This window comes from Luteibacter mycovicinus, from assembly GCF_000745235.1.
Taxonomy (GTDB): Bacteria; Pseudomonadota; Gammaproteobacteria; order Xanthomonadales; family Rhodanobacteraceae; genus Luteibacter; species Luteibacter mycovicinus.
The window spans coordinates 1,201,083-1,219,836 of sequence record NZ_JQNL01000001.1 but is presented as its reverse complement, the minus strand read 5'-3'; the positions used below and the strand labels follow the sequence as shown (position 1 = coordinate 1,219,836).

The following is an 18,754-nucleotide window of genomic DNA, read 5'->3' as shown; positions in this document are numbered from 1 at the left end:
TCAGCGCCCCTTGCGTCGCGACTGCAGGGTATCGACGAGCGCTTCGAGTTCCGCCAGTTCGCTGTCGCTGACCTGGCCGCGTTCGGACATCCAGGCGACGAAGGGCGACACCGAACCCTGCAGCGTCTTCTCGACGAAGCGGGCCACGGCGCCGGTCATCACTTCTCCGCTGCCGTTGGTCACGCTGTAACGGTACATGCCGTCGACGTGCCGGCGCGTGAGATACCCCTTCGCACGCAGGCGTTCCATCATCGTCAGCACCGTGGAGCGAGCCAGGCCACGGCTCTCCCCGAAGGCGGCACACACCTCCGCGACCGACGATTTCGGTGTTTCCTCGATGTGCTGGAGAAGGGCGAGTTCCTGATCGCCCACGGTCTTGTTGCGCATGCCACCGCTCCTGACTACAGATGTAATCAGCCTGCGCCTGACGACACGTGTAGTCAAGCATGACCTTCGGCACGGACCCATGAAAAAAGCCTCCGCCGTTAGGGCGGAGGCTTTCGGGTACCTCGTCGGTCGCGAAGGCGAAGGCCTCCGCGAGAGATCAGGCGGCCGCGTCCTTGAGCTTCTTGAGCGGACGGACCTTGACCTTGACCGAGGCGGGCTTGGCGGCGAACCAGCGCTCTTCACCCGTGAACGGGTCCTTACCCTTGCGCTTCGGCTTGGCCGCAACGGCGACGGAGGTGATCTTCAGCAGGCCGGGCAGCGTGAACGTGCCAGCGCCCTTCTTGTGAACCGACGCGTTGATCGCGCCTTCGAGCGAGGCCAGAACAGCCTTGACGCTCTTGCTGTCGACGCCGCTCTGCTCGACGATGTGCGAGACGAGCGTGGACTTCGAAAGCGGATCCTTGATCGGCTTGAGAGCAGCCGGGGCCTTAGCAGCCTTCACGGCGGCCTTGGCGGGAGCCTTGGCAGCCTTCTTCGCCGCCGTTTTTTTGGTCGTGGCCATGGTTATCCTTGTCACTTGAATCGAATGAGGCGGCCTTTCCGGCCGGTGCCCAGCGGGCGACTCACTCTAGCGTTGCTTTCGTCCGCTGAAAATAGGGTCCGCGAAGTTTTTTTGCATTTCGAGCCCTTTTTTTCAGGTTCCGTGTGACGCAGTGCGGAAAATCCCCCGTCAGGAGGATGTCTCCGCCATGCCTGCTAGAACCTTGTCCAGCGTCAGCGGATAGTCGCGGATGCGCACGCCGCACGCGTTGTACACCGCATTGGCGATGCAAGCGCCCGCTCCCGAGATACCGACCTCGCCGAGTCCCTTGATCTTCAGGGGATTGGCCTTGTCATCCAGTTCAGGCAGGAAGATCGCCTCCATCGGGCCGATGTCCGCGTTGACCGGCACGTGGTATTCCGCGAGATCGTGATTGACGAAAGCGCCGTGACGCGGATCGAGCACGATCTCCTCGGACAGTGCGGAGCCGACGCCGAAGATCATGCCCCCCAATGCCTGCGACCGCGCGGTTTTCGCATTGAGTATGCGGCCGGCGGCAAACACGCCGAGCATGCGGCGCAGACGGATCTCGCCCGTATCCATGTCGACGCCCACTTCGGCGAAGAAGGCTCCATACGAGTTCTGGTTGTACTTTTTGTTGTTACTGCCGGGCTCGATGCCGCCATCGGCGGACAGGCCGTCGACGCCCGCAATGGCCGAATAGCTCACGCGCTTGTCGCCATGGGAGACGTGTCCGTCTTCGAAGCGCGCATGTGCGGGATCGATGCCTGCCGATTGGCAAAGCCGGGTGCGAAGCTGCATGCACGCGTCATACAGGCCTGACCCGGCACTGGCGGCGCCGAACGAACCGCCTGAACCCGGGGTTTCGGGGAAATCCGAGTCGCCGAGCAAAATGGTGACGCGCTCCATCGGCAAGCCGAGCAGGTCCGCGGCGATCTGCGTGAATACCGTATACGAGCCCGTGCCGATATCCGTCATGGCCATCCGGGCGGTGAGCTGACCGGTGGCATCCAGATGGACGTGCGCTTTCGATGCCTGCAGCATGTTTCCGCGTACGGCGGACGACATGCCCATGCCCATCAGCCAGCGTCCGTCACGGACCTGCCCGGGTTTGGCGATGCGTTTATCCCAGCCGAAGCGACATGCGCCTTCACGCATGCATTCGACGACCTGGCGGGACGAAAAAGGGACGCCGAGTTCGGGATCCACGGGGGGCTCGTTGCGGACGCGCAATTCGATCGGGTCGATGTCGAGCGCGACGGCCAGCTCATCCATGGCGCCTTCGAGCGCGAGCAGGCCGACCGCCTCGCCCGGCGCGCGCATCGAAATGGCGGGCGGCAGGTCCAGATCGACCTGGCGGTGCGTATTCCTGCGGTGCTCGCCCGCATAGCGGGAACGCGTGCCGAGCACCGTCGGTTCGAATTCATCGTTGCCGGGCTCGTTACCCGACCACGCTTCATGCGCCTCGGCAAGGATATGGCCCTGCGCATCCGTGCCCAGGCGAACGCGCTGCACGGTGTTGGTGCGGTGCCCCACGACGTGAAAGAGCTGCTGGCGGGTGAGGGCAAGCTTGACCTTGCGGCCCGTGGCCCTGGCGGCCAGCGCGGCCAGCACGGCGTCGGGCTGTACATCGAGCTTGCTACCGAAGCCGCCACCGATATAAGCGGAGAGAAGCCTGACCTTTTCGGGCTCGATACCAAGCGTGGCCGCGAGCGCCTTGCGCCCTGGCGTAGGCATCTGGTTCGACGTCTGGACAACCAGCCGGTCGCCGTCCCAGCTGGCGATCGTGGCGTGCGGCTCCATCGCGGCATGGAACTGGAACGGCGTGGTGTACGTCACGTCCAGCTGGTGAGGCGACTTTGCGTAGGCGGCATCGAAGTCGCCCTTGCTGGTATCGGCTTTCGCGAAGGACAGATCCTCCGGCTTGCGCGCACCGTCGATACCGGCCACGAGATCGAAGCGTCCAGGCTTCCCGTCGTATTCCGGCCGGATCAGTCCGGCGGCATGGCGCGCCTGTTCATAAGACTTTGCAACGACCAGCGCGACGGGTTGGCCGTAGTGCCTGATCTCATCGCCGACGAGCTGAGGAATGGCATCGTCCGACGACGTGTCCTGCGGCGGTACGTTCTTCGCGGTGATCACGTGGATGACGCCCGGCGCACGCTCGGCCGCCGACGTATCCATCCGGATAACGCGTCCGAGCGCGATCGTCGCGAGCACGGGGAACGCGTACGCCACATCGCCGACGCCACCGTGTTCCGCGGCGTACGCAGCCTTGCCCTGAACCTTCAGCGGACCATCCACGCGGTCGACCGGCTTGCCGGTGAAGCCGCCCGGGTTATCGTCCAGCGGCGTGTGCCCCACCACCGTGTCCATGCGAATCGTCATGCGTCGGTCCTCCCGCTGGCTTCGACCAGCACCGCACCCAGGGTGCGGCGGGCAAGCACTGGTTTGAAATCGTTGTGCCCCTGACCACGCGCATCGGCCAGCGCGTTCTCCGCGAGGGTGCGCAGCGACACTTCGTCGCTGCCGACACCCGCGGCGGCGCGCTCGAGCTCATCGTCGCGCCATGGCATGGGGCCGACGCCGCCAAAGGCGATGCGAGCGTCGGCAATCCGGCCATCCTCGAAATTCACGATGGCCGCTACCGAGATCAGTGCGAACGCGTACGACGCGCGATCGCGCACCTTGCGATACACCTGCCGTCCCGGCGGCGGAGGGGGCAGGGTGACGTGCGTGATCAGCTCACCGTCCGCCAGCACGTTTTCCACCTGAGGCGTGTCGCCGGGCAGGCGATAGAACTCGCCGATCGGAATTTCACGCACATTGCCATCGGCGGCTACCGTGTGAATCACGGCGTCCAGCACGCGCATCGCCACCGCCATATCGGACGGATGGGTCGCGATGCATGAGTCACTCGCGCCGACGATGGCGTGGATGCGGTTGTACCCGCCGATAGCTGCGCAGCCGCTGCCGGGGTGGCGCTTGTTGCACGGCATGGCGGTGTCATAGAAGTAGTAGCAGCGGGTACGTTGCAGCAGATTGCCGCCCGTCGTGGCCTTGTTGCGCAGCTGCCCCGACGCACCGGCGAGCAAGGCACGCGACAGGACGGGATAGCGTTCGCGCACGCGGGGATCGGCGGCCAGGTCGCTGTTGCGCACCAGCGTGCCGATGCGCAGGCCGCCGTCCGCGGTTTCTTCGATAGCGTCGAGACCGAGACGGTTGATGTCGATCAGATGTTCGGGCGTTTCCACTTCCAGCTTCATCAGATCGAGCAGGTTCGTGCCGCCGGCGATGAAGCGCGTGCGGCGATGCGCCGCCGCGGACGAGGCGGCATCGGTCGGCGTGGTCGCGCGTGCGTAGGTGAACTGTTTCATGCGTCGGTCTCCGCGGCGTCGGCAATTGCGGCGACGATGTTGGGATACGCACTGCAGCGACAGAGGTTGCCGCTCATGCGTTCACGAATCTCCTCGTCGGTCAGCGTCGGCGAGCCGGCGACGTCCGTGGTGACCACGCTGGGCCATCCGGCGCGCACTTCCTCGAGCATGCCGGTGGCGGAGCAAAGCTGTCCCGGCGTGCAATAGCCGCACTGGAACCCATCGTGCCTGACGAAGGCGGCCTGCAGCGGACTCAGCACATCGCCCGTGGCCAGGCCTTCGACGGTGGTGATCGAGTCGCCGTCGTGCATCACCGCCAGGGTCAGGCAGGCATTGATACGACGGCCTTCGACCAGCACCGTGCATGCGCCGCACTGGCCGTGATCGCAGCCCTTCTTAGAGCCGGTGAGCCCGAGATGTTCGCGCAGCGCATCGAGGAGGGTCACCCTGGGGTCAAGGTCGAGCACATGGGTGGTGCCATTGATCCGCAGGCGGGCCTGGACGGTATCGATACCGTCGACGCGTTCGGAAGTGTGGTTCATGACGCCGCTGGCTTCTGCGTCGTGGCGCGCCGCGTCGATCGACGAGGTGTTGGTCTTCGGCTGCATGCCGCTCTCTCCGTGGGTGGGCGACGAATACGCGTCGCTGCCTGGGTGAAACCATGCTTTTATCGCTCGCACCGTGAACGTCGCGCGGCGGAACGCGCCGTTGGGGTTCCCATGCTCTTTACATGTCGACGCGGTCAGTCGCGATCGAGAAGCCCGGCAGCGATGGCGCGTGCGACATCGTCTTCGGTATCTACGTCGACAGCGAGTGCGTCGGCGCGGATCGCGAGCGGCGCCTCATCCGACCAGAGGGCGCGAAAACCGGTGTCGCCGCGGAGGTGCGCGGCGCGCGCCAGCGTGGCCGCACGCAGCACGGCGGGTACGCCCAGGGTCTCGCCGTACGCGGTTACCGTATCGCGCGCGCCATCGTGTGCGGCGAGCAGCCTGACGAGATGTGCTTCGTCGAGCGCCAGCTGATCCACGACCACGACGAGCACCGGGTCGTGGCGTCCGGCGAGCGCATCGGCCGCCAGTCGGAGTGACGATGCCATGCCCGTGGCCCAGTCCGGATTGAATACGGCCATGGCGCCGTTCAGCTGGCCGCACAGGCGTTCGGCATAAGCGCCAAGCACGGCAATCGTCTTGCCCGGGCCGGTGGCATCGACCAGACGCGATACACGGGCGATGAGGCTTTCGCCGTCGAGGGTCAGAAGCTGTTTCGGTCGCCCCAGCCGCTGGCTGCCGCCCGCTGCCAGGATCACGGCATCGTGGCCGCCGATCACGATGCCCGCGCGCGATCGCGCTGGCAGACCTGAGCGAGGATGGACAGGGCGATGCCGTGCGGGGTTTGTGCGCCGATGGGCAGGCCCGCGGGAAGATGCAGCCGGGTCAGATCGTCGTCGTCCACACCATCGTCCTTCAGTCGCTCGACGCGGGTGCCGATCTTGTTGCGGCTGCCAAGGATACCGACGGCGAACGCCGGGGAGCGCAGCGCATGCGTGGCGACCGCGTGGTCGATCTCGGCGTCGTGGCTGAGCGAGTACACGGCGGTGCGTTCGTCGAGGGCGAGTTCGCCCAGCGACACCGCCAGGCTGCGCGAGTCGTAGCCGGTCAACGCGATGCCGGGCGGCGGTTCGGCCGGCCCATGCGGCCGCAACAGGACGACTTCCACGCCCATCGTCGGCGCAAGCTGCGCGACGGCGAGCGTCACCGGGTCGCCGCCGACGGCGACGAGGCGCAGGGGCGGCATGTGGACGCAGGCGTAATGATGATCGTCGGGCGCGACGTGGCCTTCCACGATATTCCACGCGCCGCTATCGCGGTCGGTCAGTACCGTCACGGTACGCCGCTCGCGGCGGGCGATGCCCAGCGTGTTGGCGTAAGCCGACGGTTCGCGCAGCTCCCGGACGAAGATGCCGATGCGCCCGCCGCAGGTAAGCTGGATGTCCAGGACCGGACTGCCGACACCGTAATCCAGCAGGCGCGGGCGCCCGTCGGCCAACACCATCGCGGCCTCGCTGGCGACGGCGGCCTCGACGCATCCACCGGAAACATAGCCCGCGACGCGCCCGTCCGCAGCGATCAGCATTTCGCTATATAGCGGCCGCGGGGATGGGCCGTCGGTGGAGACCAGCGTCGCGAGGGCGACACGGCCGGCATGGGCGAAGTCGCGCAGGGAAGGCAGCAGGTCGGCGATCAGGGCGTAGTCGGGCCAGGCTGGCCAGACCGGCGCGGCGGATGGGTTCAAGGCGTTCATCGCGGAAGTCTGGCACGATTGCGTGTGAAGGGCCCGGCGCGGCCGCATACGTCCCGCTTACGCCCATTGTGCTTTCCTGAGCCGATATGTCCCCACTCATCGATCGTCACGGCCGTACCAAACGCAAGCTGCGGATCTCGCTGACCGACCGCTGCAATTTCCGCTGCACTTACTGTATGCCCGAGCACCCCGACTGGTTGCCCCGAAGCAGCCTGCTCGACCGGGGCGAGGTGGTGCGCCTTGCGGGATTGTTCGTCGACAGCGGCATCGATCAGATCCGTCTGACCGGCGGTGAACCGCTGTTGCGCCGCGACCTGCTCGAGTGTGTCCGGGAGATCGGCGCCCTGCGCAAACGCGGCCTGCGCCGCCTGTCGATGACCACGAACGCCTCGCGCATCGCACCGAAGGCGCGTGAACTCGTGGCCGCCGGCATCGACGATTTCAACGTGAGCCTGGATGCCATCGACCCGGACACCTTCCGTCGGCTTACCCTGCGAGAGATCGCACCGGTGCTGGACGGTATCGACGCACTGACCGACGCCGGCGCCAACATCAAGCTCAACGCGGTCGTCATCCGCGGAGACAACGAAAAGGACATCGTGCCGCTGCTGGAGTGGGCGATGGCTCGCGGCATTCCCTTGCGGTACATCGAATACATGCCGCTGGATGCACCGGGACACTGGAAACGCGATGCCGTGGTGTCCGAGGCGGACATGCTGGCCGCGATCGGCGTCAGCCATCGTGTCGACCACCAGCCCCGGAGCAGCGATCCGGCGACACCGTACCTTGTCGACGGGCATTACCCGTTAGGCATCATCTCCACCGTTTCCAACCCTTTCTGCTCCACCTGCGATCGCCTGCGCCTCACGGCGACGGGCGAGCTGTTCACCTGCCTGTTCTCGCCGCTCGGTACACCGCTGGGTGCGCGCATGCGCGAAGGCGTCACTGACGAAGTTCTGGGTGAGCAGGTGCGCCGCGCCGTCTGGCTCAAGGATGCGGGCTACGCCGCACGGCCGGGGCCCGTGGACCGGCCGGTGACCATGCATGCGATGGGTGGATAAGTAAGTCATTTTTTCGGATCTGTCATGAAACAAGTCGTTTTCGAACTCTTCGCCAACCTCGAGCGTCTGGCCGGCCAGCATGAGTGCGTCATCGAGGTCACCGACGATGTCGGCACGGTGGGCGACGCGGTAGCGCGCCTGGCATCGGCGCGTCCCGAGCTTGCGGGACCGCTGGATCGCTGCGCCTGCGTGTCTGGCGACACCATCGTCCGCCGTGCGGACGCCTTGCCGGCCGACGGCCGGATCGCCCTGTTGCCGCCGGTCGCGGGAGGCTGAGTCATGAACCGTGACGTTCTCTCGCATCTTCCCGTGGCGGTCGAACCCTTGCTCGAACTCGAGGCGCACCCCGAATGCGGTGGCCTCGCGCTGTTCGTCGGGACGGTCCGCGATCACCACGAAGGCCGTTCCGTCAGGCACCTGGCGTATACCGCGCACGAGCCGCTCGCCGCGAAGATCATCCGTGAGGTCGAGCAGGCGACCCGCGAGCGCTACGGCGTGCCGTATGTGCGGATCGTCCACCGGCTCGGCGATCTGTCCATAGGCGATATCGCCATCGTCTGCGTCGTGCGGGCCCCTCATCGCGCTGAAGCCTTCGACGCGTGCCGCTATGCGGTCGATGCGGTAAAGCATGGCGCGCCCATCTGGAAAGAAGAGTTCTACACGGACGGAAGCAGTGCCTTCGTGGAAGGTTGTTGCATCCGCGACGACCTCGACGAAGAGGCGCCCCATTCGCATCACCACCATTCGCATACGAGCCACGGATGAAAGACGTCAGCCAGAAACCCGACTCCCTGCGTATCGCGCGCGCCACCGCCACGCTCCACGCGCCGGCGGCATGTATCGACCTGTTGCGCACGGGCGAAACCGAGAAAGGCGACCCGCTGAAAACCGCGCGGGTCGCCGGCATTCTCGCCGCGAAGCGCACGGATGAACTGATTCCGCTGTGCCACCCGCTGCCGATCCATCGCGCGGACGTGCACTACGAACTGTCGGACACCAGTGTCCGCATCGTGGCCGAGGTGCAGACCATCGGCCCGACCGGTGTCGAGATGGAAGCGCTGACCGCAGCCAGCCTGGCCGCCCTGACCATCTACGACATGCTCAAGCCTTACGCGGAGCCCGAAGAGCTGCACATCGAGGATTGCCGGCTCGAGCGCAAGGTCGGCGGCAAGTCGCATTACCGCCGCGCGCTGCTGACGTCCCGGAGCGCCGCCGTTGTCGTGCTTTCCGACACGGTGGCCAGCGGCGCGAAGGCGGACACGGCCGGTGCCTACGTGCGCGACGCGCTGATCCGCGCGAACTTCGATCCGGTGGAATACGCGGTCATCGCCGACGACGCTGCCGTGCTGGGCGATCTGCTGCGTTCGCTCGTCGCCGCCGGCACGGCGCTGGTGGTGACCGTCGGTGGCACCGGCCTGAGTCCGCGCGATATCACGGTGGACACCGTCAAGCCGATGCTCGATATCGAGATCCCCGGCATCATGGAAACGGCGCGAGCCTTCGGCCAGCAACGCATGCCGTTCGCCATGCTGTCGCGCGGCGTCGCGGGTTACGTCGGTGAATCGCTGGTGCTGACCTTCCCGGGCAGTCGGGGTGGTGCCAGCGAGTCCCTGGCGGCGACCTTGCCCGGCATCGTGCACCTTCTCGAAACCGGCCGTACCGGCGGAAAGCACGCAGGCGGTTACGGGGAGCCGCACTGATGGCGCTCCTTCCTCTTGGGGAAACCTTCGAGCACTACCGTCGGCACGTGGAGCGACTCCCGACGCATCATGTCGCACTCGAACTAGCGCTGGGCGCTGTGCTTGCGGAGTCCGCCATCGCGCGCATCGCCCTGCCTCGCTTCACGCAGAGTGCGGTGGACGGCTACGCGTTGCGCACCGTCGACGGGCAGGCTGAGCGTTCACTGGTCGGCACCTCGGCCGCGGGCGATCCCGCCGATGTCGTCGTCGGGCCGGGTCAGGCCGTCCGCATCCTTACCGGAGGCGTGCTCCCGCAAGGCGCCGACGCCGTGGCGCGGCAGGAGATCGTCCAGCGTACCGGCTCCGGCATCGCACTCACGGAGGCGGTGCGCGTGGGTGAGGCCATTCGCCACGAGGGTGAGGAACTCGCGGCGGGTGCGACCATCGCCGAGGCGGGGCAGCGTGTCACCGCCGGCCTCATCGCGGCGCTGGCCATGGCCGGCGTGGAGACGGTGGAGGTCTATCGTCGCCCACGCGTCGCCGTCCTGGTGACGGGCGATGAAGTGGTGCGCGCCGGCGAGCCGCTCGGCCCTGGCCTGGTGTATGACGCGAACGGTCCGTTGCTTCGTGCGTGGTTCGTCGAGCACGGATACGGCGAGCCGGTGGTCGCTTACGTGCGCGACGACGAGGCGGCGCTGGAAGAAGCCATGAGTGCCGCACTGGACAGCGCCGATCTCGTGGTGACCAGCGGTGGTGTCTCCGTCGGCGACCGCGACTTCGTACCAGCGGTGGCCGACCGTCTGGGGGTGCGCAAGGTGTTCTGGAAGGTCGCGCAGAAGCCCGGCAAGCCGCTCTGGTTCGGCACGCGTGAGGGAAGAGCGCTGCTGGGTATGCCGGGCAACCCGGCGGCCGTGCTGGTGTGCCTGTCGGTGCATGCACGCGCCGTGCTGGCGCAGCTCGAGGGCGAGGCCGTCGATCAGCCGGCGTGGCGGCAGGGTCGGCTCGGGGCGCCTGTCGAGGCCGATGGAGAGCGCGATCGCCTCGTCCGGATGCGTCTGGACATGAGCGACGGTGTGGCGTCGCTCGATGTGTTGCCGCGTCAGGAGTCGCACATGCTCAGCAATCTGGCGTCCGCGCACGCGCTGGTCTGGTTGCCGTCACGCGCCGAGGCGTTCGCCGCTGGCGAGCGCGTGGCGTGGATCCCGTTGTGACCTGATGTGACAAGGGCCCGGTATGACCGGGCCCTTCGTTCTTACCAGGCCTTCACGTCCGACACGACGACCGTGTAGTCGGTCATGTCCGGCGAGTAGCGGAAGAGGCGGCCGAGGTCGAAATCGACGCTCTTGCCCGGTTCGATATTGGACGTGCCTGCCGGCCAGCCCTGCTTGCTGGCGACGACCTTGCCCGAGGCATCCTTCGCGTCGATGCGGATCTGCGCGGCGGCGGCTTCGGCGCACTTGTTGACCAGGTTGCCCTTCATGCTGAAGCGCGGCTGGCCCGAACCCTGCTGGAGCTTGACGCCGAAACCTTCGACGGCGAAGTCCTTGGCGGCACAGGCGGCGTGGGCGGACAACGGGGCTGCGACGAACAGCGCGACGGCGATGGCGATCTTCTTCATGGGTGACATTACCTGTCGATAGGGGAAAGGCTGCGCCGCTCGTGAGAGAGGGCGTTAGCTGACGTATCGGCAGGTCGCAGGGGGACTTTAGGCGAAATATGACAGGGGTTTTTTTGGCTCGGCTTGCGCCATCGCGTTTGGCTTTGTCGCGGTGTGTCGTGTCGTGTTGGAGAGCCGGCGGGGGTGACCCTCGAGGCCACGCCTTCGTCGACCCCTCAGGGAAGGGCCGCTACCGCGGCCGTGTATCAATGGCCTTCGGCCGGGTCGGGCTCCGACTGGGGGTTTTCGAGTCGGCTGTCCCTGCCTCCCCGAAAACGGCCGGTCATCCATGACCGGCCCCGCCTGCGCGGCCTTGTCCAGTCGAAGCCCTCGCCTGCGGCTACCGGCCGCGAGGGTCACCCCCGCCGTCTCTTTGGTGTACCGAGGTGGGTTGGTGGTCGAGCGGGGTGTGGCTTCTTCGCTTCGTTGGCTTTTCGCGCGCAGGGCGCGCTCCTACAGGCCGCCATGTATCCCACCACTGCGGTCGCCGTGCGGTAGGAGCGAACCCTGTTTGCGAACCCTCAGCCAGGCTAAGGCGAACGAGGCCATACACCCCAGGCAAGCGAGCGGTCCCATCCAACGGAGCGAACCGCCGCTCGACCCACCCGCAACCTCAGTCCCCCAAAGAGCCGGCGGGTGCCACCCTCGCGTCCGGTAGCCGCAGGCGAGGGCTCCGACTGGAAGAGGCCGCGAGAGCGGGGCCGGTCAGGGATGACCGGCCGTTTTCGGGGAGGCAGGACAGCCGGCTCGAAAACCCCCAGTCGGAGCCCGACCCGGCCGAAGGCCATTGAGATACGGCCGCGGTAGCGGCCTTTCCCTGAGGGGTCGCCGCAGGCATGGACGCGAGGGTGGCGCCCGCCGGCTCTTCGACGTGACACCACACGCCGCGACAAAACCAAACGCGAAGGCGAAGCCGAGCCCGACAGCCTACCCGGCAACGGCGAACAAATCGGCGATCGGCTGGACCTCAGGCTCGAACCAGCGCTTCACCGGCGCAAAACTGCGGCGATGGGCATCGCACGGCCCCAGACGGGAAAGCGCATCGAGATGCTCGGGCACGCCATAACCTTTGTGCTTCGCAAAGCCATAGCCAGGATGCATCGCATCCAGCGCATGCATGTGCCGGTCGCGGCTGACCTTGGCCAGGATCGAGGCGGCGCTGATGGCCGGCTCGGTGGCGTCGCCGCCGATGACCGCGCGGCCTTCGCAGGGCAGGGTGCGCGGCAGGCGGTTGCCGTCGATCAGCGCGATGTGGGGAGTGTGCGACAAGCCCATCAGGGAACGCGTCATGCCGACCATCGTCGCCTGGAAAATGTTGATCCGGTCGATCTCCTCGCGCTCGACGAAGATTACGGACCAGGCGATCGCGCGTTCGATGATGCGGCCGTAGAGCTTCTCGCGGACGTCCTCGTTCAGCTGCTTGGAGTCGTTGAGGCCACGGATCGGGCGGGCCGGATCCAGGATGACGGCGGATACGACGACCGGCCCGGCCAGCGGGCCGCGGCCGGCCTCGTCCACGCCCGCAACGACGAGGTCGCGGGCGAGCTGGGAGCTGACATTGCGCTTGCGGGGCATGATGCGAAGCCTAGTGTCCGGCGCTGGCCGTCGGCAAGTCCGGTACCGCGATCAGGTCGGCGATGGCGTCCGCCGCGTGATCGGCGGCGCGGCCTTCCAGGCCGCCGCGCAGTTCCTGGTGCAGGAACTCGAAGGCGGCAACGATGGCGCCGCGGCGTTCGCTGTCGCCGAGGAGTTCCAGCGTCGCGCGGGAGAGGTTGTCGGGGGTGCACTCATCCTGCATGAACTCGGGGACCAGCAGGCGTTTGCCGAGGCCACAGGCTCGCGCGAGGATGTTGGGCAGGCTGTAGACGTCCGTTTTCAGCATGCGCAGTGCGACGGCGATCCGGTAGCTGGTGGGCGAGACGCGGTAGCCGACCACCATCGGGCGTTTTGCCAGCATCGCTTCGAGCGTGGCCGTGCCGGAGGCCAGCAGGACCGCGTCCGCGGCCAGCATGACGTCGTGTGCCTGGCCATTGGTGAGTATCGGCGGGGTACCCGGGAAGTTCGCGAGCAGGGCTTGCAGCTGCGCGTGGACGCGCTCGTTGGCCGACGGCACGACGATCCGCACGGCTGGCATGGCTTCGGCGACACGGCGCGCGGCGGCGATGAAGATCGCGCCGACGCGTTCGATTTCGCTGGGTCGACTTCCCGGAAGCACGGCAAGCACCGGGGCGTCGTGGGGCAGACCCAGCGTCTCGCGGGCAGCGGCACGGTCGGAAACCATCGGAAAGCGATCGGCCAGTGGATGGCCCACGAAGCGCGCGTCGATGCCATGCTTCGCGTAGATCGGCGGCTCCATGGGGAACAGGCAGAGCACGCGGTCGGCGGAGCGACCGATTTTCTCGGCACGCTTTTCGCGCCAGGCCCAGACCGAAGGGCTGACGTAATGCACGGTGCGCAGACCGGCCGCCTTGAGCTTGCGCTCCACCCCCAGGTTGAAGTCCGGCGCGTCGATGCCGACGACGACAGCGGGACGCAGGGAAAGAAGTTTGCCAAGGAGCGCCTTGCGGAGGCCGAGCAGGCGGGGCAGGTGTTTGACCACCTCGGCAAAGCCCATGACGGAGAGTTCGCGGATGTCGTACCAGGACTCGAAACCCTGGGCGAGCATGCGCCGGCCGCCGATGCCGACGAAGCGGGCGCCGGGATAGCGCGTACGAAGCGCCTCGATGAGCTCGGCACCGAGCTGGTCGCCGGAGTCTTCGCCCGCGACGAGCGCGATGACCGGGGCGTCGGTGGAGGAGGGGGTGTGCTGCATGGTGTACGGGTCTCCCTCGACCGGCGTGCCGGCCTGGCGAAGTGTCGGCGCCCCCTGGCGCCGACGGGCATTACCGGGCGAGCGAGCGCTCGCTGCGATCCAGGAACTCGAGCATCTGGCGGACGTCTTCGCTGTTCTCCGCTTGCGAGAGCAACTGCTCACGCGCTTCGGCCAGAGGCAGGCCGGCCATGTACAGCGTGCGGTAGGCGCGCTTGATGGCGGCGATGCGGGCCGTGTCGAAGCCACGACGCTTGAGGCCTTCGCTGTTGATGCCGCGCGGACGGCCACGGGTCTCGTTGGCCATCATGACGAACGGCGGAACGTCCGAGCCTACGAGGCAGCCCATGCCGATGAACGCGTGCGCGCCCACCTTGCAGAACTGGTGCACGCCCGAATAGCCCGACATGATGGTCCAGTCGCCGATTTCCGCGTGTCCGGCCAGCGCCGAATAGTTGGAAAACACCACGTGATTGCCGACCTGGCAATCGTGCGCGATGTGCACGTAGGCGAGCAGCCAGTTGTCGTTACCGATGCGCGTGATGCCGCCACCGTCGCCGGTACCGCGGTTGATCGTGACGAACTCGCGGATGAGGTTGCGGTCGCCGATGATGACCTCGGTGCGCTCACCCTGCCACTTCTTGTCCTGCGGTGCGCCACCGATGGAGGCGAACTGCGAGATTCGGTTGTCGCGACCGATGACGGTCGGGCCTTCGATCACCACGTGAGGACCGATGGTGGTTCCCTCGCCGACGACGACGTCCGCACCGATCACGCTGAACGCGCCGATGCTGACGTTATCCGCGATGCGCGCGGACGGATCGATCTGCGCGGAGGGATGAATCATTTGTCGTTCCTCGCTGCGCACATCAGTTCGCAGCAGGCGACGACCTTGCCATCGACGAGGGCCCTGGCTTCGAACAGGCCCATGCCGCGGATGAGGCGCTTCAGCGAGACTTCCATACGCAGCTGGTCGCCCGGGGCGACCACGGCGGAGAAGCGCGCGTTGTCCACCTTGACCAGGTAGAACAGCGGGCTGCCGCTCTGGCCATCCATCTGGCTGGTGATCTGCGTGAGCAGGCCGGCGGTCTGTGCCAGGGCTTCGACGATCAGGACGCCGGGCATGACCGGATGACCCGGGAAATGACCCTGAAAGAACGGCTCGTTGATCGAGACGTTCTTGATCGCCACGATCGACTTGCCCGGCTCGATCTCGATGACGCGATCGACCAGCAGAAACGGATAGCGATGCGGCAGGAGTCGCTGGATCTGCTCCACGTCGACGGGGAGCGTCACGGCGGCTTTCGATTCGGTCATTGCCCTTTTTCCTTTTCCAGCGCCGCGATGCGGCGCACGTATTCGTCGAGATGTTTCATGCGCGCTGCGTTCCGCCGCCATTGGCGGTTTTCCTGCAGCGGGGTGCCGGAGGAGTACTCGCCGGCTTCCCTGATCGATGACGTGACCAGGCTCTTCGCCGTGATGGTAACCCGGTCGGCCAGTTCGAGGTGGCCCAGCACCCCCGCGTTACCGCCGATCAGGCAGTAACGGCCGATCTTCGCGCTGCCGGCGACCGCCGAGCACCCGGCCATGGCCGTGTGGGCACCGATATGCACGTTATGGGCGATCTGGATCTGGTTGTCGAGGCGGACATCCTCTTCCAGCACCGTATCTTCCAGCGCGCCGCGATCGATCGTGGTGTTGCTGCCGATCTCGCAGTCGTCCCCGATACGGACCCCGCCGAGCTGGGGAAGCTTGATCCAGTGGTCGCGGTCGAAGGCCAGGCCGAAGCCGTCGGAGCCGATCACCGCGCCCGGGTGGATCAGGACGCGCCTGCCCAGGGTCACGCGGATCACCAGGGTGACCCGGGCGACGAGGCGCGAACCCGCGCCGACCACGCAGCCCGGCCCGATCGTGCAATGCGGGCCCAGGATCGCGTTTTCCTCGATGACGGCGTTGTCCTCGACCACGCAGCACGGACCCACCGATGCGGTGGGGTGAACGCGGGCGGACGGTGCCACCACCGCGCTGGGGTGAATGCCGCGCGGTGACGCGGGGTGTTTTTCGAAGAGGGCGGCGATCTTCGCGTAGGCCACGTAGGGGTCTTTCGCGACGAGCGCGGCACCGTTGCGCAGTGGCAGCTGATCCGCGCCGAGCACGACGATGCCGGCCTGCGATTCGGCCAGCTGCGAGGTGTATTTCGGGTTGGACAGGAAGGTGAACTGGCTGGCCGTAGCCGCGGCCAGCGTGCCGACGCCGTCGACCGTCGTGGTCGGATCGCCGTGGGCCTCGAGGCCGAAGCGCTCGGCCAGCTCGGCCAGGGTGTACTGCGGATTTCCGCTCATGGGGGGCTCCCAAAGAAAAGGGGTGGCCGGGTTTGCACCGGCCACCCCTCTTATTATCGTACGAAACGGCGATGCCGCTTCGTTGGCTTTTCGCGCGCGGGGCGCGCTCCTGCGGTGTCGCTTAGAACGTGTTGCCGAAGGTGAACTGGATGCGTTCGACGAAGCGGTTGTCGGCGTCCTTCTTACGGAACGGCACGGCGAAGTTGATGATCAGCGGGCCGATCGGCGCCTGCCACTGCAGGGACAGACCGGTCGAGGCGCGCAGCTCGCTGGCGTCGAACGAGCCGTAGTCCTTGTAGACGTTACCGACGTCGACGAACCAGGAGACGCGGGCGGTGTTCACGTCCTTGAGGAACGGCAGCGGCAGGAACATCTGCGCCGTGCCGAGCACCTTGAACGCGCCACCGACCGGCTGGCCGTAGCTGTAGTAGCCGCCCGTGCACTTGCCCTTGCTGTCCGGCGTGGAGGAGGTGCTCCCGCCGTCGCACAGGCGGGGACCCAGGGTGTTGTCCTGGAAGCCGCGGACGTCACGCACACCACCGGCGTAGTAGTTCTCCCAGAACGGGAACGCCACCTTGTCGCCCTTCTGGTACTCGACGATCGGGTTGCCGCTGGCATCCTTCGCGATGGTGCCGTCGGCATTCATCTGGTACGACGTGTTGCTGTAGGTCGTGCCGTAGGTCTTGCCGTAACCGACCTGACCGTCGAGGTAGAGCACGAAGCCCTTGCCGATCGGCCAGTAGTGGTTGGCTTCGCCGAACAGCTTGTAGTACTGCACGGTCGAACCCGGCAGCGCGCCGGACACCGAGGCCGTCAGCTGGCCGCCGCGGGTCGGAGCCCAGTAGCTGTTACGCGTGTCATGCGTATAGCCGAGGCTGGACGTCCACGAATGGATCGTCTTGTTGCCCAGCGCGTTCTGGTAGCCGACCAGCGCTTCCGGCGTGTAATACGACGTGTTGATCAGGTTGGAACTGACACCCAGGCTCGTCGACACGGAGTCGAAGTCGGTGATCGGGAACGACAGGGTCGTTTCGAACGACTTGGTGCTGTACGTGTAGTTCGCCAGATCGGTATCGCCGTAATCCAGCTTGCTGTAACCGAGGTTGTAGCCGAGCTGGATGCCGGAATCCGTGAGATACGGATTGGTGTAGCTGGCGTTGACGCGCTTGTAGTACGTGCTGGTTTCCGCGCCGATCGAGAAGCGGTCGCCGGTGCCCAGGAAGTTGTTCTGCGACACGGAGGCCGAGAGGATGATGCCCGAGTACTGCGAGTAACCGACGCCGAACATCAGCGAGCCGGCGGACTGCTCCTCGACCTTGGCGGTCAGATCGACCTGATCGACGGTGCCCGGCACGAGTGCCTTGTCGATGTCGACGGTCTTGAAGTAGCCAAGGCGCTGCAGACGGGTCTTCGAACGATCGATGGCGCCCTGCGAATACCACGCGCCTTCGAGCTGACGCATTTCACGACGCAGCACCTCGTCTTCCGTGCGGGTATTGCCCTGGAAGACCACGCGACGGACGTACACGCGCTTGCCCGGCTCGATGAAGAGCGTGAGGTCGGCGGTGCGCTTGTCCTTGTCGAGCTTGGGAATCGGGGTGACCTTGGCGAACGCGTAACCGATGTTGGCGAGGATGCCCTTGATGGCGTCATCGCTGGCTTCGATCGCGCCGCGGTTGAAGGTGTCGCCCTTCTTGATGAAGACCAGCTTGCGCAGGGTTTCTTCCGGAAGGATCAGTTCGCCGAGGAGCTTCACGTCGGAGACGGTATAGACCTCGCCTTCCTTCACCGACGCATCGACGTACATCGCGCGCTTGTCGGGGCTGATCGCGACCTGGGTCGAATCGATACCGAAGTCGGCGTAACCGCGATTCATGTAGTAGTTGCTGAGCTTCTCCAGATCGCCGGAGAGCTTTTCGCGCGAGTACTGGTCGTCCTTGGAGTACCAGGACAGCCAGTTGCTGGTGTTGGACTCGAAACCTTCGCGGATGGCCTTATCGGTGAAGGCCTTGTTGCCGACGACGTTGATCTCCTTGATCTTCGCCGCCTTGCCTTCGCGGATTTCGATGTCGATCGCCACGCGGTTGCGGTCGAGCTGGGTCACGTGCGGATCGACCGACACGTTGTACTTGCCGCGGTTGTAGTACTGACGGATGAGTTCCTGCTGGACGCGGTCGAGTGACAGGCGGTCGAAGGTCTCGCCTTCGGCCAGGCCGATCTCCTTCAGACCCTTGCGCAGGTCGTCTTCCTTGATGTCCTTGTTACCGCGCAGCGTGAGCTTGGCGATAGCCGGGCGTTCGACGACCTTGATCACCAGGATGTCGCCCTGGCGGTCGAGTTCGACGTCGCTGAAGAATTTGGTCTGGTACAGGGCGCGGATGGCGGCCTGGGCCTTGTCGTCGCTAAGGGTTTCACCCTTTTCGATCGGCAGGTAGCTCAGCACCGTGCCTTGCGCGATACGCGTAAGGCCATCGATACGAATGTCGGAAACGACGAACGGCTCGAAAGCGGCAAGCGCATTGGCGGACAGGGAGGCGAGCAAGATCAGGGCGGCGATACGCTTCATCGTCGATTCCGTT

19 protein-coding genes are annotated in these 18,754 nt (G+C 66.1%); 5 read left to right on the top strand and 14 right to left on the bottom strand.

The features are described 5' to 3' along the window. The 7 genes from FA85_RS05555 to FA85_RS05525 all read right to left on the bottom strand — a co-directional run bounded on the left by FA85_RS05555 (position 1) and on the right by FA85_RS05525 (position 6,627). Positions 1–387, bottom strand: coding sequence for a BlaI/MecI/CopY family transcriptional regulator (locus tag FA85_RS05555; protein WP_036111013.1), 387 nt, complete (start codon positions 385–387; stop codon positions 1–3). 157 nt (positions 388–544) lie between these two features. Further along, positions 545–949: an HU family DNA-binding protein gene (locus FA85_RS05550; RefSeq protein ID WP_036111016.1), complete on the bottom strand. Its 405-nt coding sequence runs from the start codon at positions 947–949 to the stop codon at positions 545–547. Positions 950–1,117: 168 nt separating this feature from the next. Beyond that, positions 1,118–3,331: a molybdopterin cofactor-binding domain-containing protein gene (locus FA85_RS05545; RefSeq protein ID WP_036117192.1), complete on the bottom strand. Its 2,214-nt coding sequence runs from the start codon at positions 3,329–3,331 to the stop codon at positions 1,118–1,120. Positions 3,332–3,333: 2 nt separating this feature from the next. After that, the gene (locus tag FA85_RS05540) at positions 3,334–4,326 is read right to left on the bottom strand and encodes an FAD binding domain-containing protein (protein ID WP_036111019.1); all 993 of its coding nucleotides are present in this window, start codon (positions 4,324–4,326) and stop codon (positions 3,334–3,336) included. Next, entirely contained in the window at positions 4,323–4,868 is a 546-nt protein-coding gene (locus FA85_RS05535) for a 2Fe-2S iron-sulfur cluster-binding protein (protein WP_428977058.1), read from the bottom strand. Before FA85_RS05535 ends, FA85_RS05540 begins: the two co-directional genes overlap by 4 nt. Before the next feature lie 200 nt (positions 4,869–5,068). Continuing rightward, positions 5,069–5,653, bottom strand: coding sequence for a nucleotidyltransferase family protein (locus FA85_RS05530; RefSeq protein ID WP_036111022.1), 585 nt, complete (start codon positions 5,651–5,653; stop codon positions 5,069–5,071). Continuing rightward, positions 5,650–6,627 carry an XdhC family protein gene (locus tag FA85_RS05525; RefSeq protein WP_036111026.1) on the bottom strand — a complete coding sequence of 326 codons (978 nt, stop codon included), beginning with the start codon at positions 6,625–6,627 and terminating at the stop codon, positions 5,650–5,652. Before FA85_RS05525 ends, FA85_RS05530 begins: the two co-directional genes overlap by 4 nt. 86 nt (positions 6,628–6,713) lie before the next feature. Here FA85_RS05525 and moaA point away from each other — a divergent pair, with 86 nt between their 5' ends. Genes moaA through FA85_RS05500 form a run of 5 tightly spaced genes read left to right on the top strand, consistent with a single transcriptional unit; the run spans position 6,714 to position 10,578 of the window. Next, positions 6,714–7,688 (top strand): GTP 3',8-cyclase MoaA, encoded by a 975-nt coding sequence (gene moaA / locus FA85_RS05520; RefSeq protein ID WP_036111029.1) that lies wholly within the window; start codon positions 6,714–6,716, stop codon positions 7,686–7,688. A 24-nt stretch (positions 7,689–7,712) separates the two neighbouring features. Next, complete coding sequence (locus FA85_RS05515; protein ID WP_036111031.1) at positions 7,713–7,964, top strand: MoaD/ThiS family protein; 252 nt, start codon at positions 7,713–7,715, stop codon at positions 7,962–7,964. Positions 7,965–7,967: 3 nt separating this feature from the next. Next, the gene (locus tag FA85_RS05510) at positions 7,968–8,453 is read left to right on the top strand and encodes a molybdenum cofactor biosynthesis protein MoaE (RefSeq protein ID WP_051943361.1); all 486 of its coding nucleotides are present in this window, start codon (positions 7,968–7,970) and stop codon (positions 8,451–8,453) included. Beyond that, a complete protein-coding gene (gene moaCB / locus FA85_RS05505) occupies positions 8,450–9,388 on the top strand; it encodes a bifunctional molybdenum cofactor biosynthesis protein MoaC/MoaB (RefSeq protein ID WP_036111034.1) in 939 nt (312 codons plus the stop codon). The genes FA85_RS05510 and moaCB overlap by 4 nt, the downstream gene beginning before the upstream one ends. Further along, a complete protein-coding gene (locus tag FA85_RS05500) occupies positions 9,388–10,578 on the top strand; it encodes a molybdopterin molybdotransferase MoeA (protein WP_036111038.1) in 1,191 nt (396 codons plus the stop codon). Before moaCB ends, FA85_RS05500 begins: the two co-directional genes overlap by 1 nt. 41 nt (positions 10,579–10,619) lie before the next feature. Here FA85_RS05500 and FA85_RS05495 read toward each other — a convergent pair whose 3' ends face one another. From FA85_RS05495 to bamA, 7 genes are all read right to left on the bottom strand, one after another. Beyond that, positions 10,620–10,985 carry a hypothetical protein gene (locus FA85_RS05495; RefSeq protein ID WP_036111039.1) on the bottom strand — a complete coding sequence of 122 codons (366 nt, stop codon included), beginning with the start codon at positions 10,983–10,985 and terminating at the stop codon, positions 10,620–10,622. A 966-nt stretch (positions 10,986–11,951) separates the two neighbouring features. Then, positions 11,952–12,599, bottom strand: coding sequence for a ribonuclease HII (gene rnhB / locus FA85_RS05490; protein ID WP_051943363.1), 648 nt, complete (start codon positions 12,597–12,599; stop codon positions 11,952–11,954). Between the two features lie 10 nt (positions 12,600–12,609). After that, positions 12,610–13,836: a lipid-A-disaccharide synthase gene (gene lpxB / locus FA85_RS05485; protein ID WP_036111042.1), complete on the bottom strand. Its 1,227-nt coding sequence runs from the start codon at positions 13,834–13,836 to the stop codon at positions 12,610–12,612. A 70-nt stretch (positions 13,837–13,906) separates the two neighbouring features. Beyond that, on the bottom strand, positions 13,907–14,680 hold the full coding sequence (lpxA, locus tag FA85_RS05480; RefSeq protein ID WP_036111044.1) for an acyl-ACP--UDP-N-acetylglucosamine O-acyltransferase: 774 nt from the start codon (positions 14,678–14,680) through the stop codon (positions 13,907–13,909). After that, positions 14,677–15,150, bottom strand: a complete 474-nt coding sequence (gene fabZ / locus FA85_RS05475; RefSeq protein WP_036111046.1) for a 3-hydroxyacyl-ACP dehydratase FabZ — start codon at positions 15,148–15,150, stop codon at positions 14,677–14,679. Before fabZ ends, lpxA begins: the two co-directional genes overlap by 4 nt. Further along, positions 15,147–16,175, bottom strand: coding sequence for a UDP-3-O-(3-hydroxymyristoyl)glucosamine N-acyltransferase (lpxD, locus tag FA85_RS05470; protein WP_036111050.1), 1,029 nt, complete (start codon positions 16,173–16,175; stop codon positions 15,147–15,149). Before lpxD ends, fabZ begins: the two co-directional genes overlap by 4 nt. Before the next feature lie 121 nt (positions 16,176–16,296). Next, positions 16,297–18,741, bottom strand: coding sequence for an outer membrane protein assembly factor BamA (gene bamA, locus FA85_RS05465; RefSeq protein ID WP_036111052.1), 2,445 nt, complete (start codon positions 18,739–18,741; stop codon positions 16,297–16,299). Positions 18,742–18,754: the final 13 nt, after the last annotated feature.

What these genes read in the sequence shown, in the direction of transcription:
- FA85_RS05555 (WP_036111013.1), bottom strand. Translation starts at nt 387, where the DNA reads ATGCGCAACAAGACCGTGGGCGATCAGGAACTCGCCCTTCTCCAGCAC.
- FA85_RS05550 (WP_036111016.1), bottom strand. Translation starts at nt 949, where the DNA reads ATGGCCACGACCAAAAAAACGGCGGCGAAGAAGGCTGCCAAGGCTCCC.
- FA85_RS05540 (WP_036111019.1), bottom strand. Translation starts at nt 4,326, where the DNA reads ATGAAACAGTTCACCTACGCACGCGCGACCACGCCGACCGATGCCGCC.
- FA85_RS05535 (WP_428977058.1), bottom strand. Translation starts at nt 4,868, where the DNA reads ATGAACCACACTTCCGAACGCGTCGACGGTATCGATACCGTCCAGGCC.
- FA85_RS05525 (WP_036111026.1), bottom strand. Translation starts at nt 6,627, where the DNA reads ATGAACGCCTTGAACCCATCCGCCGCGCCGGTCTGGCCAGCCTGGCCC.
- moaA (WP_036111029.1), top strand. Translation starts at nt 6,714, where the DNA reads ATGTCCCCACTCATCGATCGTCACGGCCGTACCAAACGCAAGCTGCGG.
- FA85_RS05515 (WP_036111031.1), top strand. Translation starts at nt 7,713, where the DNA reads ATGAAACAAGTCGTTTTCGAACTCTTCGCCAACCTCGAGCGTCTGGCC.
- FA85_RS05510 (WP_051943361.1), top strand. Translation starts at nt 7,968, where the DNA reads ATGAACCGTGACGTTCTCTCGCATCTTCCCGTGGCGGTCGAACCCTTG.
- moaCB (WP_036111034.1), top strand. Translation starts at nt 8,450, where the DNA reads ATGAAAGACGTCAGCCAGAAACCCGACTCCCTGCGTATCGCGCGCGCC.
- FA85_RS05500 (WP_036111038.1), top strand. Translation starts at nt 9,388, where the DNA reads ATGGCGCTCCTTCCTCTTGGGGAAACCTTCGAGCACTACCGTCGGCAC.
- FA85_RS05495 (WP_036111039.1), bottom strand. Translation starts at nt 10,985, where the DNA reads ATGAAGAAGATCGCCATCGCCGTCGCGCTGTTCGTCGCAGCCCCGTTG.
- rnhB (WP_051943363.1), bottom strand. Translation starts at nt 12,599, where the DNA reads ATGCCCCGCAAGCGCAATGTCAGCTCCCAGCTCGCCCGCGACCTCGTC.
- lpxB (WP_036111042.1), bottom strand. Translation starts at nt 13,836, where the DNA reads ATGCAGCACACCCCCTCCTCCACCGACGCCCCGGTCATCGCGCTCGTC.
- lpxA (WP_036111044.1), bottom strand. Translation starts at nt 14,680, where the DNA reads ATGATTCATCCCTCCGCGCAGATCGATCCGTCCGCGCGCATCGCGGAT.
- fabZ (WP_036111046.1), bottom strand. Translation starts at nt 15,150, where the DNA reads ATGACCGAATCGAAAGCCGCCGTGACGCTCCCCGTCGACGTGGAGCAG.
- lpxD (WP_036111050.1), bottom strand. Translation starts at nt 16,175, where the DNA reads ATGAGCGGAAATCCGCAGTACACCCTGGCCGAGCTGGCCGAGCGCTTC.
- bamA (WP_036111052.1), bottom strand. Translation starts at nt 18,741, where the DNA reads ATGAAGCGTATCGCCGCCCTGATCTTGCTCGCCTCCCTGTCCGCCAAT.